Origin of the sequence: Peristeroidobacter soli, from assembly GCF_004138485.1 — a bacterium.
In the GTDB taxonomy this organism is placed as follows: domain Bacteria; phylum Pseudomonadota; class Gammaproteobacteria; order Steroidobacterales; family Steroidobacteraceae; genus Steroidobacter; species Steroidobacter soli.
Map to the genome: position 1 here is coordinate 1465037 of NZ_ML142848.1, position 17887 is coordinate 1482923.

Annotated in this window: 14 protein-coding genes; 4 read left to right on the top strand and 10 right to left on the bottom strand. The window is 62.9% G+C overall.

Annotated elements, in window-relative coordinates:
• Positions 1-165: 165 nt before the first annotated feature.
• The 7 genes from EKO19_RS06170 to tkt form a co-directional block, all read right to left on the bottom strand.
• Positions 166-1341, bottom strand: coding sequence for a vWA domain-containing protein (locus EKO19_RS06170; RefSeq protein WP_129775473.1), 1176 nt, complete (start codon positions 1339-1341; stop codon positions 166-168).
• 10 nt (positions 1342-1351) lie between these two features.
• Positions 1352-2200, bottom strand: a complete 849-nt coding sequence (locus EKO19_RS06175) for an AAA family ATPase (RefSeq protein ID WP_129775474.1) — start codon at positions 2198-2200, stop codon at positions 1352-1354.
• 70 nt (positions 2201-2270) lie between these two features.
• Entirely contained in the window at positions 2271-4682 is a 2412-nt protein-coding gene (locus EKO19_RS06180) for a penicillin acylase family protein (protein WP_129775475.1), read from the bottom strand.
• A 10-nt stretch (positions 4683-4692) separates the two neighbouring features.
• Positions 4693-6126, bottom strand: coding sequence for a pyruvate kinase (pyk, locus tag EKO19_RS06185; protein WP_129775476.1), 1434 nt, complete (start codon positions 6124-6126; stop codon positions 4693-4695).
• Positions 6127-6139: 13 nt separating this feature from the next.
• Positions 6140-7333 carry a phosphoglycerate kinase gene (locus tag EKO19_RS06190; protein WP_217705210.1) on the bottom strand — a complete coding sequence of 398 codons (1194 nt, stop codon included), beginning with the start codon at positions 7331-7333 and terminating at the stop codon, positions 6140-6142.
• A 2-nt stretch (positions 7334-7335) separates the two neighbouring features.
• On the bottom strand, positions 7336-8349 hold the full coding sequence (gap, locus tag EKO19_RS06195) for a type I glyceraldehyde-3-phosphate dehydrogenase (RefSeq protein ID WP_129775478.1): 1014 nt from the start codon (positions 8347-8349) through the stop codon (positions 7336-7338).
• Between the two features lie 20 nt (positions 8350-8369).
• Entirely contained in the window at positions 8370-10373 is a 2004-nt protein-coding gene (gene tkt, locus EKO19_RS06200) for a transketolase (RefSeq protein WP_129775479.1), read from the bottom strand.
• A 347-nt stretch (positions 10374-10720) separates the two neighbouring features.
• On the opposite strand from tkt, the gene EKO19_RS06205 reads away from it, so the two are divergent.
• Both EKO19_RS06205 and EKO19_RS06210 read left to right on the top strand, forming a co-directional pair.
• Complete coding sequence (locus EKO19_RS06205; protein ID WP_129775480.1) at positions 10721-11542, top strand: metallophosphoesterase; 822 nt, start codon at positions 10721-10723, stop codon at positions 11540-11542.
• An 84-nt stretch (positions 11543-11626) separates the two neighbouring features.
• Positions 11627-12493: a TraB/GumN family protein gene (locus tag EKO19_RS06210; RefSeq protein ID WP_129775481.1), complete on the top strand. Its 867-nt coding sequence runs from the start codon at positions 11627-11629 to the stop codon at positions 12491-12493.
• Positions 12494-12497: 4 nt separating this feature from the next.
• Here the strand turns inward: EKO19_RS06210 and EKO19_RS06215 are convergent, their stop codons facing one another.
• Positions 12498-12662, bottom strand: coding sequence for a rubredoxin (locus EKO19_RS06215; RefSeq protein ID WP_116810406.1), 165 nt, complete (start codon positions 12660-12662; stop codon positions 12498-12500).
• A 151-nt stretch (positions 12663-12813) separates the two neighbouring features.
• Here EKO19_RS06215 and hemL point away from each other — a divergent pair, with 151 nt between their 5' ends.
• Together hemL and EKO19_RS06225 are read left to right on the top strand one after the other, a co-directional pair.
• The gene (hemL, locus tag EKO19_RS06220; protein ID WP_246038836.1) at positions 12814-14082 is read left to right on the top strand and encodes a glutamate-1-semialdehyde 2,1-aminomutase; all 1269 of its coding nucleotides are present in this window, start codon (positions 12814-12816) and stop codon (positions 14080-14082) included.
• Between the two features lie 68 nt (positions 14083-14150).
• Positions 14151-14867, top strand: coding sequence for a glycosyltransferase (locus EKO19_RS06225; RefSeq protein WP_175596967.1), 717 nt, complete (start codon positions 14151-14153; stop codon positions 14865-14867).
• Here the strand turns inward: EKO19_RS06225 and EKO19_RS06230 are convergent.
• Positions 14864-16900: a capsule assembly Wzi family protein gene (locus EKO19_RS06230; protein WP_129775484.1), complete on the bottom strand. Its 2037-nt coding sequence runs from the start codon at positions 16898-16900 to the stop codon at positions 14864-14866. The genes EKO19_RS06225 and EKO19_RS06230 overlap by 4 nt on opposite strands.
• 12 nt (positions 16901-16912) lie before the next feature.
• Positions 16913-17824 (bottom strand): galactosyltransferase-related protein, encoded by a 912-nt coding sequence (locus EKO19_RS06235; protein WP_129775485.1) that lies wholly within the window; start codon positions 17822-17824, stop codon positions 16913-16915.
• Positions 17825-17887 lie beyond the last annotated feature (63 nt).

Below are 17887 nucleotides of genomic sequence, written 5' to 3' on the forward strand. Positions count from 1 at the left end.
CCGGGACCGCGCATAACCCTTGCCCTACGCTGTCGCTGGGCCGTTGCATACACGTCCCTGTGGCGCTCTAAAAAAAGGTCCCTCTTTTTTTTAAGTCCCGGGGAAGACACCCCCGAGGCAGGCTTCCCTTTTGAGCTTTGATGGGCGGAGCAAGAGCGTCGCGGTTCAGTGCAACGCTTTGATCGCTTGCTCCAGGCCGCCGAGCGTCAGCGGAAACATTCTGTTCTCGATTAGTTCACGAGTGAGCTGCACGGACGGCGTGTAATCCCACCGTTGCTGCGGCTCGGGGTTCAGCCACACGTGATGCGGCCACGTTTTGGCAAGGCGTTGCATCCACACCGAGCCCGCCTCTTCATTCCAGTGCTCGATGCTGCCGCCGGGCTGCACGATCTCGTACGGGCTCATGGTCGCGTCGCCGACCACGATCAGTTTGTAGTCGTGACCGTAAGTGCGCATGACTTCCATCGTCGGGATCTTCTCCGCGCGGCGACGGTGGTTGTCCTTCCACACATGCTCATAGACGAAGTTGTGGAAGTAGAAATATTCCAGGTGTTTGAACTCCGAGCGGGCGGCGGAGAACAGTTCCTCGCAGACGCGCACGTGATAATCCATCGAGCCGCCGACATCGAGGAACAGCAGCACCTTGATGGCGTTGTGCCGCTCGGGCACGAACTTCAGGTCGAGCAGGCCGGCGTTGCGGGCCGTTGCGTCGATGGTGTTGTCCAGGTCCAGCAGCTCCGCTGCGCCTTCGCGGGCGAACTTGCGCAGCTTGCGTAGCGCGATCTTGATGTTGCGCGTGCCGATCTCGACGGTGTCGTCGAGATTCTTGAACTCGCGCTGATCCCACACCTTCACCGCGCTCTTGTTGCGCGACTCGTGCTGGCCGATCCGGACGCCTTCCGGGTTGTACCCGTACGCGCCGAACGGCGACGTGCCGGCGGTGCCGATCCATTTGTTGCCGCCCTGGTGACGTTCCTTCTGTTCTTCGAGCCGCTGCTTGAGCGTCTCGATCAATTTGTCCCAGCCACCGAGCGACTGGATCTGCGCCTTCTCTTCGTCGGTGAGCGTGCGCTCGGCCATGCGCTTGAGCCATTCCTCGGGAATGGCCTTCATCATGGCTTCGAACAAATCCTCCGCGCCCTTGAAGTGGGCGGCGAAGGCGCGGTCGAAACGATCGAAGTGACGTTCGTCCTTCACCAGGCAGGCGCGCGACAGGTAATAGAAATCCTCCGCGCTGGCGCTAGCGACCCGCGCCTGCAATGCCTGCAGCAACGACAGGAACTCGGTGATGGACACCGGCACCCCGCCCTCGCGCAGCTTGAAAAAGAACGGCACCAGCATGGCTCGAAACTCAGCGACCGCCGCGACGGTTCAAGAACACCAGCTGCTCGAACAGATGCACATCCTGCTCGTTCTTCAACAGCGCGCCATACAACGGCGGAATGGATTTCTTCGGATCGTCGCTGCGCAGGGCTTCGGGCGGAATGTCTTCCGCGACCAGCAGCTTGATCCAGTCCAGCAGCTCGGACGTCGAGGGCTTCTTCTTCAACCCCGGCATCTCGCGCACCTTGAAGAACGCAGTGAGCGCTTCCGACAGCAGTTCTTTCTTCAACGTCGGGTAGTGCACGTCGACGATGCGTTCCATGGTCGTCGCATCCGGGAACCGGATGTAGTGGAAGAAACATCGGCGCAGGAACGCGTCCGGCAGTTCCTTCTCGTTGTTGCTGGTGATGATGATGATCGGACGGTTGCGCGCCTTGATCCATTGACGCGTCTCGTACACGTAGAACTCCATGCGATCCAGCTCGTGCAACAGATCGTTCGGGAATTCGATGTCGGCCTTGTCGATTTCATCGACCAGCAGCACCGGCTGCACATCGCTTTCGAAGGCTTCCCACAAGCGGCCTTTGACGATGTAGTTGCCGATGTCGTGCACCTTGGCCTCGCCGAGCTGCGAATCGCGCAGGCGGGACACGGCGTCGTATTCATACAAGCCCTGCTGGGCTTTGGTCGTCGATTTGATATGCCAGCGATACAGCGGCCGCTGCAGCGAGCGCGCCACTTCTTCCGCGAGCTGCGTCTTGCCGGTGCCCGGCTCGCCTTTGACCAGCAATGGACGACCCAGCACGACGGCCGCGTTGACGGCCATCATCAAATCTTCAGTGGCAACGTAGTTGTCCGTGCCGGCGAACCGTGACATGAATACCCCGATCCAGAAGAACAGTCAGAGAAACGACACCATACCACCGCAGGCAATTTTGCTGGGTGACTTACTGTTTAGCGACGGCCGCAGGCGACAATTTCAGGGTATGTTTGGCCTCGCCCGGCAACAGCGGGCGCGGTTCGCCGCGGGCCCAGGCTTTGTGGCCCGCTCCGTAGAACGGCGACATCGGGTGGTCGACCGGCCCACCGGGCATTTGGAAATATCCCTGCGCTTCCCGCCCCGGCGACACCACCATGCGCTCGGACGCGCCGAATGCCGGCCCCTGAACGCGCGGCATGAATGAATCGCCCGACAGCGGCACCGAGGGCATATCCAGCCAGGTGCCGACGAACGGAATGGCCTGCGAGAGCGGATGTCTCATCGCCAGCATGTTCTGCGCGCCCCAGCTGCATTGGCCCAACGAGCCGCACTCGTGCACCAGCCCTTTGAGCGCGGCATCGACAGACGCGAGCAATGCATCGTCCCAAGTCGGATAGCGCGGATCGAGCATGTGCGCCGGCTGCTTGGTGACCAGTTGCCACAGCGGACCTTCGAACTGCGCCGACGGTGAGAATTTGGTCTTGGGATATTTGAGGCGCGCCGCGGCGGTCAGCGATTCGAAAATATCCTGACGAATCTGCAGACGCATGGCGCGAACCAGGCGATAGCCCACGTCATCGGCAGCGGCGCGCGCCGACCAGTCCTCCAGGAACTTCCGCGCCTCCGCTCGCAGCGGTTGACCTTGAACCGCGCGCTCATCGAACAGCTCGAGCAGGAAGTCACGCCAGCGGATCAGAAACAACGCGCGATCGTCCAGCTGAATGTTGGCCATGTCCGCCGGCGTCGCCTTCTCGAGTGCCAGCAGATCGTCGCGGATCTGCGCGGCCCGCGCACCGTTGTCGTACATGCCATCGCCCATGAACGACAGCCAGGTCTCGACATCGACAGTGCGTGCATTCGCGGTCCACAGCCGACCCGATTGTGGGTCGATGATGCGAGGATATTCCTCAGGCTTGCGCCAGCCATTCCAACCGGTCTCCGGCGTGTTCCAGAGATAGGGCATGGTCGAGTCATAGTTGCCACGTACCGGCACCTGCCCCATCAGCGACCAGCCGATGCGACCGCCGGTATCGACCGCGATGAAATTCTGCACGGGCACGCCGGAGCGATTCGCCACCAGCAAGGCATTCTCGACGGTATCGACCGTCTCGAGATCGGCCATCCGGAAGTTGGTGGCCTGCGCATGGTGCGCGGTCCACGCCAATGCCAGCGGCCGGCTCGACGTATCCTCACGCACGATCGGTCCCCACCGCGTGTTGGTGACGGTGAGCTTCACGTCGTCGCCGTCTTTCACCTTGAGAATTTCCTGACGCACCTGAAACGGCTCGGAGCCCTCGGGCGTGAGATAACGCGAAGTGTCCTGCGGATCGCGCTCGACGATGATCAGATCGGTCCAGTCGCCGAAGCTGTTGGTAAAGCCCCAGGCCACGTGACCGTTGCTACCGACGATCAGCAGCGGCAATCCCGGCAACGTCACACCGACCAGATCACGATGCGCGTCGCCTTCGGCATCGACGATCAAGCGCGCGCGATACCAGACATGGGGCAGTCGCAGGCCGAGATGCATGTCGTTCGCGAGCAAAGCGCCCTTGTCGGCGGTATGAGTGCCCGCGACGGCCCAGCTGTTGCTGCCGACATAAATCTTTTCTTCCATCGTGCCGGCCGTGCGAGGCGCCGACAAAGCCGCCGACCGTGAAGCGCCTTCGCGCAGATCGAACACGTCCGGACCAGGAATGGTTGCGGAGCGAATCGTTCCTCCCTGCATCGGCGCATCCCACTCCGTGCCCAGCGGCGAGAGGAAGGCGAACATCGCCGGCGGCAACGCGTCGCGCAGCTGCAAGCGCGTCAGCTCTTCGCTGCCCGAGGAGTCGTTCAAATTGAGATACATCGAGAACGCGGCCAGCACCGAATCTTCGGGCAGCCAGGGCGCAGGCTTGGCACCCAGCAGCAGATATTCCCAGGGCTTGGCGCTGGCTTTCGAGAGCGCGAAATTCACACCCGCCGCGTACGCATCCAGCAAGGCGCGATCACCAGCGGTTGCAGACGCGATGACTTCACGCGCGACATGCCTGAAGCCATGCACACGCAGTCTGCGATCCATGTCGAGCACGGACGAGCCCAGCAGCTCCGCCATCTCGCCCGCGGCCGCACGCCGCATCAGGTCCATCTGGAAATAACGGTCCTGGGCGTGAGCGAAGCCAGTGGCGAACGCGAGATCGGTACGATTGCCGGCGCGAATCACCGGCGTGCCTTCGGCATCGCGCTCGATGGCCGCGGGTGCGGAGATGTGCGCGTTGGCAACGTTGCCGTCGATCTGCGGCAGGCTGGCCCGCAGCGCGAAGTAGCCGATCAACCCACCGACGACCAGAACGATCAGTAAGGCAAGACCAACAACGCGCAGCGGTCGGAGCGAACGCATCTGGATGAGGTTAGACTCGGACCTCTAGAATCTTCATCGCGTTGGTCTTGCCCGAGACGCCGGACAGCTCGCCCTTGGTGATGATGATGCGATCGCCCATCTCCACCATGCCCTGCTTGAGCATGAGCTTGAAAATATCCGCGTACAGCAGCTGGGCGTTGCTGTGAGTGATATCGAACGTCACCGGGTACACGCCTCGATACAACATCACCCGGCGCCGCGTCTCCTCGTGGCGGGTGAACGCGTAGATGGGAATGTCGGCACGAATGCGCGACATCCACAGCGGCGTCGAGCCCGACTCGGTCAACGCGACGATGGCCTTCACCTTCAGATGATTGGCCGTGTACATCACCGCCATGGCGATGGCTTCGTCGGTCTTCTCGAAAATGCCGTGCTCGCTGCGAGCACGAACCGGCGTATGCGAGGACTCGTACTTCTCCGCGCCGAGGATGACCTGCGCCATCGTCGACACGGCCTTCACGGGATATTTACCAACGGCGCTCTCGCCCGAGAGCATCACCGCGTCGGTGCCGTCCATCACCGCGTTGGCGATGTCCGACACTTCGGCGCGCGTCGGCACCGGGTTGTGAATCATCGACTCCATCATCTGCGTCGCCGTGATGGCGACACGATTGCGCTTACGGCACGCGGCGATGATGTGTTTCTGCAGACCTGTCAGCTCGGCATAACCCACTTCGACGCCGAGGTCGCCGCGCGCCACCATGACGGCGTCGCTGGCTTGAATGATACGATCGAGGTTCACCAGCGCTTCACTGCGCTCGATCTTCGCGACCAGGAAACCGTGGCCGCCGGCACCACGCAACAGGTGGCGGGCTTCTTCCATGTCGTGACCGTCGCGCGCAAACGAAACGGCCAGATAGTCGACGCCCAGCTCGGCCGCGAGCTTGATGTGCTCGCGATCCTTGTCCGTCAGCGCGCCAGCCGTCAGGCCGCCGCCCTGCTTGTTGATACCTTTGTTGTCGGAAAGCTCACCGCCCACCACGACCCTGGTCATGATGCGCGGGCCATCGACATCGACGACTTCCAGCACGATCAGGCCGTCATTCAGCAGCAGCGTGTCGCCGCCACGGACGTCCTTCGGGAGATTCTTGTACGCGACACCGACCGACTTCACGGTGCCGGCCTTGGAATCCAGGGAAACGTCGAGGACGAACGGCTCGCCCTCGTTCAGGAACACTTTGCCTTCGACGAAACGATCGATGCGGATCTTCGGGCCCTGCAGGTCGCCGAGCACGGCGACCCACTTGCCGACCTGCTCCGCCACCTCACGCACCATCTTGACGCGGTTGGCGTGAGCCGCCGCCTCGCCGTGCGAGAAGTTCACTCGCACGACGTCGGCACCGGCCCGCAACATCTCACCAAGCACCTTTGGGTTGTCGGTGGCCGGCCCGAGGGTGGTCAGGATCTTGGTGCGACGGAGCATTGAGAACCTCGTGTCAACTGCGACTGCGTTCTTCCAGAACCGCAACGGCGGGCAGCTTTTTACCTTCCAGGAATTCCAGGAAGGCACCGCCACCGGTGGAGATATAGGAGATGTCGTCTTCTACACGATATTTCTCGATGGCCGCTAGCGTATCGCCACCACCGGCGATGGAAAATGCCGAGCTCTTGGCGATGGCCTGAGCCAGCGTGCGCGTGCCTTCGCCGAACTGATCGAACTCGAACACGCCCACCGGGCCGTTCCAGACGATGGTGCCGGCGCTGGCGAACGTGCGCGCAAACTTTTCAGCCGTGTCCGGACCGATGTCCAGAATCATCTCGTCGGCTTCCACCTTGTCGACCGGCTTCACGTCGGCTTCGGCCTTGGCCGAGAACTCGGTGGCAACCACCACGTCGGTGGGCAACGGAATGCTCACCTTCAGCTCCGCCGAGCGCTTCAGCAGGTTCTTGGCGATATCGATCATGTCGGCTTCGTACAGCGACTTGCCGATCGGATATCCCTGCGCGGCGATGAACGTGTTGGCGATGCCGCCACCGACGATCAGCGTGTCCACTTTGGACAGCAGGCTCTCCAGCACCGTGAGCTTGGTCGACACCTTGGAACCGGCGACGATGGCGATCAACGGCCGCTTGGGTTTTTCCAGCGCGGTCTCGAGCGCCACCAGCTCGTTCATCAGCAACGGACCGGCGCAGGCCACCTTGGCGAACTTCGCCACGCCATGGGTGCTGGCTTCGGCGCGATGCGCCGTGCCGAACGCGTCCATGACGAACACGTCGCACAGCTGCGCCATCTTTTTCGCGAGATCTTCCTTGTCCTTCTTCTCGCCTTTGTTGAAACGCACGTTCTCGAGCAGCACCACTTCGCCGGGGGCGCATTCCACGCCATCCAGCCAATGCTTCTCGAAGCGCACCTTGAAGCCCAGCAGCTCGGACAGCCGCTGCGCCACCGGCGCGAGCGAAAACTCTTCGTCGTACACGCCCTCTTCCGGGCGTCCCAGGTGCGACATGACCAGGACGCGCGCGCCCTTCTCTTTCGCCGCCTGGATCGTCGGCAGCGACGCGCGAATGCGCGCGTCGCTGGTAACAACACCACCCTGCACCGGCACGTTCAGATCCTCACGGATCAGCACGCGCTTGTCGCGCAGGTCTAAATCGACCATCCGCAAGACGGCCCCTGCCCCGACGGACATCTTCAGACCGCCTTCGACCAGGCGATCGTGGTGTCGAGCATGCGATTCGAGAAGCCCCACTCGTTGTCGTACCACGAGCACACCTTCACCAGCGTGCCGTCGATGACCTTGGTCATGGTGGCGTCGTAGGTCGAGGAATGCGGGTCGTGGTTGAAGTCCACCGACACCAGCGGGCCGTCGCTGTACGCCAGGATGTTCTTGAACGCACCGTTGGCGGCTTCCTTCATCACGCCGTTGATCTCTTCGATCGAGGTGGCGCGCCTGGCGACGAAGCTCAGGTCGACCAGCGACACGTTGATGGTCGGCACGCGCACCGAGAAGCCGTCGAGCTTGCCATTCAACTCCGGCAGCACCAGGCCGACCGCGGCAGCCGCGCCGGTCTTGGTCGGAATCATCGAGTGAGTGGCCGAGCGTGCACGACGCAGGTCCTTGTGGAACACGTCGGTGAGCACCTGGTCGTTGGTGTACGAGTGAATGGTGTTCATCACGCCGGACACGATGCCGATCTTCTCGTGCAGCACCTTGGCCAACGGCGCCAGACAGTTGGTCGTGCACGACGCGTTGGAGATCACGGTGTGGCTGGACTTCAGCGTGTTGTGGTTCACGCCGTAGACGACCGTCGCATCGACGTCCTTCTCGCCCGGAGCGGAGATCACGACTTTCTTGGCGCCGCCCTGGATGTGCAGACCCGCCTTCGCCTTGCTGGTGAACAGGCCGGTGCACTCGAACACGTAATCGACGCCGAGCTGGCCCCACGGCAGCTTGGCCGGATCGCGCTCGGCGAGCACTTTGATACGGTCGCCGTTGACGACCAGCGAGTCGCCGTCGACTTTCACTTCACCGTTGAACTTGCCGTGCACGGTGTCGTAGCGCGTGAGATGCGCGTTGGTCTGCGCGTCGCCGAGGTCGTTGAGCGCGACGATCTGGATTTCTTGCTGGCGGTTCGCTTCGTAGAGCGCGCGCAGGATGTTCCGACCGATGCGGCCGTAGCCGTTGATACCAACCTTGATGGGCATTTACGTTTACCTCGTTAGAATCACTGCAGCAGCTTGGTCACGGTGCGGACGACATTGTCCGCGGTGAAACCAAAGTGCTTGAACAAATCCTTGGCCACGCCCGACGCGCCGAACGTCGTCATGCCGATGATGGCGCCGCTCGGACCGACGTAGCGGTACCACGTTTCGGTCGCCGCCGCTTCGATGGCCACGCGCACCTGGACTGCGCGCGGCAGTACCTGCTCGCGATACGCCTCATCCTGCGCTTCGAACACATTCGTGCTCGGCATCGAGACTACGCGCACTCGCTTGCCGTTCTGCTGCAACAGGCCGGCGGCTTCGACCGCGATGCCGACTTCCGAGCCAGTCGCGATCAGGATCACGTCGGGGGTACCGTCCGAATCCTTCAACACATAACCGCCGCGGCGGATGTTTGCGATCTGCTGGTCGGTGCGAGGCTGCGGCGGCAACGCCTGACGGGTCAGCGCCAGCGTCGACGGACCATTCTTGCGCTCGATCGAGTCCGCCCAGGCCACCGCGGTTTCGGTGCTGTCGCACGGACGCCAGACCGTCATGTTCGGGATGATGCGCAGGCTCGGCAGATGCTCGATGGGCTGATGCGTCGGGCCGTCTTCGCCCAGGCCGATCGAGTCATGGGTCATGACATAGATGACCCGTTGCTTCATCAGCGCCGACATGCGCATGGCGTTGCGCGCGTAATCGGAGAACACCAGGAAGGTGCCGCCATAAGGAATCACGGCGCCGTGCAGGGCCATGCCATTCATGATTGCGGACATGCCGAACTCGCGCACGCCGTAGTGAATGTAATTGCCGGCGGCATTGGTGCCGGTGATGGACACCGAGTCCTTGCGATTGGTGTTGTTCGAACCGGTGAGGTCGGCCGAGCCGCCCAGCAGCTCCGGCAAGCCCGGGCCGTAGGCGTTCAAGGAAGCCTGGGAGGACTGACGAGTCGCGAGCGGCTTGCTCTCCTTCGCCACGTCGGCGATGTACTTCGCGGCGCTCTCGTTCCAGCCCTTGGGCAAATCGCCGGCCTGGCGACGCAGGTACTCGGCGGCGAGCTCAGGGAACTGCGACTTGTATGAGTTGAAGCGCTGCTGCCACTCAGCTTCACGCTTCGCGCCCTTGGCCTTGGCGTCCCAGCCCTTGCGAATCTCCTCGGGAATCACGAACGGCTCGTAATTCCAGCCGAGCTGCTTGCGCGTGGCCGCGACTTCATCGGCGCCGAGCGCCGCGCCGTGCGTGGCTTCGGTGCCCTGCTTGTTCGGCGAGCCCCAGCCGATGATGGTCTTGCAACAGATCAGCGACGGCTTGTCGGTCTGCGCCACCGATTCAGCGATGGCTTTCTCAATGGCGGCCGGATCGTGGCCGTCGACGTTCGGCACCACGTGCCAGCCGTACGCCTCGAAGCGCTTCGGCGTGTCGTCGGTGAACCAGCCATGCACTTCGCCATCGATGGAAATGCCGTTGTCGTCGTAGAAGGCGATCAGCTTGCCGAGCTTCAACGTGCCGGCCAGCGAGCAGGCCTCGTGCGACACACCCTCCATGAGGCAGCCGTCGCCCAGGAACACCCAGGTGCGATGATCGACGATCTCATGACCCGGCTGGTTGAACTGGCCGGCGAGGTGCTTTTCCGCCAGCGCCATGCCGACGGCATTGGCCAGGCCCTGGCCCAGCGGGCCGGTGGTGGTCTCGATGCCGAGGTGCGCGTCGTGCTCGGGATGGCCGGCGGTGTGCGAACCGAGCTGCCGGAATTTCTGCAGGTCTTCGATAGTCAGGGGGTAACCGGTCAGGTGCAGCACCGAGTACAGCAGCATCGAGCCGTGACCGTTGGACACCACGAACCGGTCTCGATCCGACCACAGCGGATTACCGGGATTGTGCTTGAGGTGATCGTTCCACAAGACTTCGGCGATGTCGGCCATGCCCATGGGCATGCCCGGGTGGCCGGAATTGGCCTTTTGCACGGCGTCCATCGCCAGGGCACGAATGGCGTTGGCGAGCTGTCGGCGGTGCGTTGTCTGCATCAGAAAATATCTCGAAAAGTGCGTGGAAGGCCGGCCGAGAGCCTGCGATGCGCGTGCCGGAAGGCCGCACATTTTGGACTAGTGGGCGAGGTGGGGCAATGCAGACCGGGAGCCAGAGGGAACGAAACCCCGCCTCGCCAGTCGGAACCGGAACGGCGGCGGCACGTTCATGCGCTGTGGGTCGCTCCATCGCGACGTCTGGAGTTTGTGAGACGAAGCGCAAAACTCACGCCCGCGACGGCTGCGAGCCATGCGATTAGACGCTGGTCACCTTTTCGCCCGGTCCCCGTTGCTACGATGATTGTGGCTATTTTGCCCCATTATGTAGCGAGCCAAAGCTAGTAACGATGCAGTCCGTCCGCCTCATTCAGTTCAGCGATCTGCACCTGTTTGGAGAGCCCAGCGCGCGCCTGCGCGGCGTGGCGTGCCTGCCAGCCTTGCAGGCTGCCGTCGCCGATGCCCAGCGTCGCAGTCATCGTGCTGACGGCGTGTTGCTGACAGGCGACTTGGTGCAGGACGACCCCGAGGGCTATCGCTGGGTGCGCCAGGTGTTCGGCGCCTCGCGCGTGCCGGTGCTGTGTCTGGCTGGCAATCATGATCTTCCGGATCACATGCGCGCGGCCTTGCGCGGCGGGCCGTTCAAAGTCGGCGGTCACACCGAATTCGGTCGCTGGCTGGTGGTCATGCTGGATTCCTGGGTGGCCAACGATGCCGCCGGGCGCGTCGGCGCCGAGCAGCTGAACTATCTGCGCGAAGTACTGCGCACTCATCGCAGCCACCACGTGCTGGTGTGCTTGCACCATCACCCGATTTCGATCCGCAGCCAGTGGCTGGATCAGGTCGGCCTGTACGACGCCGACGAGCTGATGACCATCGTGCGCGAGCACTCGAACGTGCGCGGCGTGCTGTGGGGCCACGTGCATCAGTCGCTCGACAGCTTCATTCACGGCGTGCGCTTCATGGCAACGCCGGCCACCTGCGCGCAGTTCGTGCCCGGCAGCGTCGACTTCGCCATCGACAACCGCCCGCCCGGCTATCGCGTGCTGGAACTGATGCCCGACGGCAGCATCGCCACCGAAGTGTGCTGGCTGGAGAGTTACGCGCATTCCAATGAACTCGGGACCGGGCATCTTGCCACGGCCCGAGTTGCGAGTTGGCAAAAGGCTTGACTTTTGCCTCTCGCTCGCCGCTGCAGCGGCGGGGTACATCCATGTACCCTGGGCGGCACTAGTCGACCGTCGAGATAAAACTCAATGAAGAAGCTACTCGTCGCGCTTTGCGTATTCTGGCTCAGCGCGACCGCCTGCGCCGCCACTCAAGAGCACCACAGCCTCTGGTCCCTCAAGGGCAAGACCAACACCGTCTACCTGCTCGGCTCGGTGCATTTCCTCAACGCCTCCGAGCAACTGCCGGCGGTGGTCGACGAGGCCTATAAGCGCTCCGACGTGCTGCTGATGGAGATCGACATGGACGATCTCGATCCGGCCGAAACCCAGCAGATCACGCTCGAGCTCGGCCTGTTGCCGGCCGGGCAGACGCTCGAGCAGCAGCTCGGCAAACCCACCTATGCCCGGCTGACGACCCGCGCCCAGGAAGTCGGCGTCGATCCGATGCTGCTGAATCGTTTCAAGCCCTGGTTCGCGGCCATGACCCTGGTGCAGCTGCAGCTGGTGAAGCTCGGCCTGGATCCGACCTCGGGCATCGAGCAACGCTTCACGACGCGCGCGGTCGCGGACAAGAAGCCCATTCACGGCCTGGAAACATTACGCGAGCAACTGAGCATGCTGGCCGGCCTGCCCGATCGCCAGCAACGTGAATTCCTGCTCTACAGTATCGAGGACACGGACCGGATCTCGGAGGAGATCGATGAGCTGCTGTCCGCCTGGCGGCGGGGCGACAGCAAGGCCCTGGCGAACCTGCTGGCGGAAGGATTCGATCAATATCCGGACCTGTACCGGCCGCTGACCACCGACCGCAACCGCCGCTGGCTGAGCCAGGTGGAAGCGCTGCTGGACGAGCGCGAGGACTATCTGGTGATCGTCGGCACGCTGCACCTGGTGGGCAAGGACAGCCTGATCGATCTATTGGAAAACAAAGGCCACGAAGTCACTCAGCACTGAGCGGTCACACCTCGACCATCTCGAAATCTTCTTTGCCGGCGCCGCAGTCCGGGCAACGCCACGACAGCGGCACGTCATCCCAGCGCGTGCCGGCGGCTATGCCGGATGCGGGATCGCCTTTTTCTTCTTCGTAGACGTAACCGCAGATCACGCACATGTAGGCTTTCATTTCGCAGCGCCGGTCTTAACCGTAATAGACAAGGGGCCGGATTATAGGGAAGTGAGGCCGGCGATGGGAGGCCGCCCTGGGGCGGGGCGAGTCGAATGCCGCTGGTCGGATGGCTTACACTGCACGCTTTCGAGATCCTGCGGAGCTCCCCGTGTCGCTATTTTCCGATGCCAGCCGCTACATTCCCGGCGGCGTGAACTCGCCCGTCCGCGCTTTTCGCGGTGTCGGCGGCGAACCTGTTTTCATCGAGCGCGCGGCCGGCGCACGTATCTTCGATCAGAACGAGCGAGGTTACATCGACTACGTCGGCTCCTGGGGTCCGATGATTCTGGGGCACGCACATCCGACGGTGATCCGCGCCGTGCAGGAACGCGCCGCGCTCGGCCTGTCGTTCGGTGCGCCGACACGCATCGAGACTCAGGTCGCGCAGCGCATTTGCGAAATCATGCCGTCGATCGAGCTGGTGCGCATGGTGAGCTCCGGCACCGAGGCGACCATGAGCGCGATTCGTCTGGCGCGCGGCTTCACCGGTCGCGACAAGATCGTGAAATTCGAAGGCTGCTATCACGGCCACTCCGATTCGTTGCTGGTGAAAGCCGGCTCCGGCGCGCTCACCTTCGGCGTACCGACCTCGCCGGGCGTGCCGAAGGAATTCGCGGCCCAGACCATCACGCTCAACTACAACGACATCGCTCAGGTGCAGCAGCTGTTCAGCGACAGCGGCAACGAAATCGCCTGCATCATCGTCGAGCCCATCGCCGGCAACATGAACTGCGTGCTGCCCGTGCCCGGCTTCCTGGAAACCTTGCGCGCGGTGTGCGATCAGAGCGGCGCGGTCTTGATCTTCGACGAAGTGATGACCGGCTTCCGTGTCGCGCGCGGTGGCGCTCAGGCGCTTTATAACATTCGCCCCGACCTGACCACGCTCGGCAAGATCGTCGGCGGCGGCATGCCGGTCGGCGCGTTCGGCGGCCGGCGCGACATCATGGAAAAGATCGCCCCGCTCGGCCCGGTGTATCAAGCCGGCACGCTCTCCGGCAATCCCGTCGCCATGGCCGCGGGCCTTGCTACGCTGGCGCTGCTCGATCAACCGCAGTTCTACGAAGAGATCGCGGCACGCACCACGCAGTTGATGGAAGGACTCCAGCATGCCGCGAAGCTCGCGGGCATCCCCTTGTCCACCAACCATGTCTGCGGAATGTTTGGCTTGTTCTTCACGGACCAGAGCCCAGTGCGGTATTTCCGTGAAGTGATGGCGTGCGACGTGGAGCGCTTCAAACGTTTCTTCCACGGCATGCTGAATGAAGGCGTCTATCTCGCCCCCTCCGCGTTCGAAGCCGGCTTCGTCTCGGCGGCCCACACGCCCGCCGACATCGACGCGACGATCGCGGCGGCGAAGAAAGTGTTCGCGACGCTGTAAGCCGCTTGCTCCCCGACATTCACATGTTCTGGCACGGGCCGCCGTTGTCGCGGCTCGAGCAGTTATGCATGCGTTCGTTCGTAGCGCACGGCCATCAGGTGATGCTGCATGTTTACGACCAGCCCACGAATGTTCCCAACGGAGTGACGCTCGCCGACGCCGGCAAGATCCTGCCGCGCGAGCGCCTGTTCAAACATGCCGAGTCCGGCTCGTTTGCGATCTTCGCCGACGGCTTTCGTTATCGACTGCTGCTCGAGCTGGGCGGCTTATGGGTCGACACCGATATGGTGTGCCTGAAGCCGTTCGACTTCGCGACCACGGAGATCTATGGCTGGCAGGACGAGCGCACCATCAACAATGCGGTGTTCGGGCTGCCGAAGGGACATCGGCTGGCGCAATGGATGAACGATGTGTGCGAGCAGCCGAATCGCGTGCTGCCTTACGACTCGGTGAAGATGCGTCGACGCAAACTGCTGCGTCGGTGGCTGCCGAACAGCCGCGGTCGTATGACCTGGGGAGAGACAGGGCCGAACGGACTCACCGCCGCCGCTCAGCACTTGCACTGCACGGGAGCGGCGCTACCGTTCTGGTATTTCTATCCGATCTCGTACGCCAACTGGCACACCGTGTTCGATTCCAGCCTGCGTGACAATCCCGGCCTGACTGCCGCCAGCTACGGGCTGCATCTGTGGAACGAGATGTCACGTCGCAGCCCGGGCTTCGACAAGAACGGGCACTTCCCGCCGGACTCGCTGTTCGAGCAGCTCTGCAGCCGCTATCTCTAGAAGCGGTAGCTGGCCGACAACGTATAACTCGTGATGTCGTAGAACACGTCCGGCCGCAGCTCGCGAGCCGGATCGGCACCGAAATCACCCGGCAGCAACTTGTCGCGCGACACTTTGTCGGCGTAACGGTAATCCAGGCCGAGATCCAGCTTGGGCAGAATGTTTCGCCACTGCACGCCCGCGCCGAAGTAATAACCGTACGCGGGCGTCGCTACGTCGTAACGGGCCGCACCGAGAAACGCCGAGAACGCCAGCGGACCTTGCGTGCGATATCGGTAGTCGAGCGCGCGCACCGCCAGCAACATATGGTCGTCGATTCGATCGAACTCGAGACGCACGCCGAGATCGCTTCGTGAGCTCACGGAACGTCGCGCGCCGATACCGATGTGCGGCGTCCACTCCGAGGAGGTCTGTTGAGGATCGCTGACAGGCGGCGGCCCCAAGTCGCCGGTGCCCGGACGATACGTCACGTCCGACATGGAAATGCCGGCGTCGACGAACAGGTCCGCGCCGTTCGGTCTGCGAACATCGCTGCTCCAGTCGCCCGTCGGGCCACCCGAATCCCATTGATCGCCGAAGCGCACGAAGCCCGCGATGCGACTGTAACTGTCGCCGAATGTATCCTTGCCGGCGGTGAGCTCACCGCCCGCGGTGAATCCCCTCAGCGTGCGCGAGTAGCTCAAGGAAACATCGTAGCCGCGCTCGTACGGGAACAGACCATAAGGTCCGTACACGTAGCCCTCGTTCGCGATGGTGCGTCCGCGAAATTGCATCAGCCCACCGAAGCCCGGCTCCCATCCCAATCGCGCCATGAACGACTGCGCGCCCACCGCATCACCGAAGACGCGTTGGTCGGCGCCCCAGTGGCCAAGCACACGACCGTTCTCGGTGAGTCCGTCGCCGTACGCTCCGTTCACATACCAAGCGTTCTGCCACTCGGAGGCTTCGACCGTCAGATCGAAATGTTTCCAAAGCCGCGGAAAGTGCAGACCGATCGACAGCGCGGAGTTGCCCAGCCGATAGTTACCTTCATAGGACGTGTCCTCGCCGGCGTATTCCAGATATGCGGAAAACGGCGTCTCCCCCGGGAAGATGAAACGGCTGGTGAATGAAGCGACCTGGTTACCGAACTGCGACTCCGGGCCACCAGTATTGTCATATTGACGCGGCCGCCAGAGCGCGCGCAGAAAGTCGGTGAACGAGCTCTGCCGGTCGCCGCCGCCGAATTGCAACAATCGATTGGCACTCAGCGACCAACCCGGCACGGGCGCAATGGCGATGCGCATGCCTCCCAATCGGGGCTTGCCGGCGGTGCAGGTCTCTCCTGCCCGCGGCGGCTCAGTCGTTACGCAATTGTTGCCGAAGGCGATCCGGTCGGAATATTCCATTTCCGCCATGAACAACTCGTAGGTAAAGCCCCAGCTGCCCATCGGCTTGTAATTCGACAGCGTGATCGACGGCAGCGTCTGCGCCTCGGTGCTGATCAGCATGGCGCTGTCGGTGAACGGCGAATACCAGCGCGGCCGGTAGCCTGCGTCGAGCTGAAAATATTCATTGCCGAAGCTCACCATCGTGCCGGTGGGCGTGGCGTCGTCGGCATCGGCGACCCCGCCCAGGCTGACGATGAAATTGTCGGTCACCTGCCAATGCCCGCTCGCCGACACCTGGAACTCGCTGTCGTTGGCCATGCCGTAACGATTTGGCACGGGCGTGTTCGAGCCGTCGGTGACCGCGCCTTCGATGCTGGCGTGATCGACGCCGATCTTGCGCATGTACGAATTCAGATAGGCGCGCACCCGCTTGCACAGCGCCGCGTCGATGCGACACGCCTGAGGCAGGGCGTCCAGCACGGTGGCGGCGGCGATCGGCCGCGACATGACGGGCCGATCGGCCAGGATCATCACGCGCTCGATCTGTCGCTCCATTTCCGGCGACATGTTCAAGGGCAGATAGGGACTGACGCCGCGTGCGCCGGCCAGCGGCGCCAGCAACGCGAGACCCACCGCGAATGCGGACAACGAGATGCGATTCAAAACGTTCGATCCTTACCAGCGGACGCGGATTTTTTCGTATGCGGGGCCGTACTCGGCCGAGCCGCTGCGCTCGACGACTTCATAGCGCAAAGTGTTCAGACCATCTTCGGCCGGGTCCACCAGCCCTCGCAACAACAGACTGCGCCGCTGACGATTGCGCCGGACGTGCGCCGGAGCCCACGGATAACGGCGCTGTACCTGCTGATGGGGCGGATTGGGCAAATCCTGATACGTGCCTTCCTGGTCGTAGTAACACAGCAGCTCGGTCAACAGCAGGCGGAAAAAGAAATCGTCATCTTCCTTGCCCCAGCCCCAGTATTCGTTGGAGAAACCGTTGGCGGCCTGCACCTGATCCTTGCGGATCGAGACGGCACCGGAGAAGTAGTAGTCATTGTGCCGACTCTTGCCGTGCAAGCCAATGATCTTGCTCACGAGGCGCAACGGCTGCGACGGACAGGCATAGTTCGCGACCACCGGCACGGCGTCGACGTCGTGCAGACAGTAATAATCGGTGCTGTCGGCCGCGTAATGGATGCCGGCGTTCAGCAGCCGGCCGCGATTGAATCGGGAGCCGTTCTCCTGCTCCACCACCACGATGCGGTAATTGAGCTGCTGCTCCTGCAACTTTTCCTGCAGGACCGGCATCAACTGCGCCAGATGCGCCTCGCGGTCCCGATAGGGAATGACCACCGTCAGCCGGCGATCGCCGGCGAACGTGAGCGGCCGCACGATCCGGGTGCTGAGCAGGCTGCGCGCCACGCTGGGAATGAGCTTCCAGTTGGCGATGCTGACCGGCACGTAACGGCCGTCCACGCGCAGTTGCTGCAACGGATCTGTGCGCAGACGAACGCTGGGCCACCAGCGATTCAGCCAACGCCGGCGTCGCCGCAGCTCCTCGGGGGCGAACAGATACGAGACGGACAAAATTTCACTCCTGCAAAGACACGCCACGATGACAGCGATGCGCGGCAGTTGGAATATTATCCC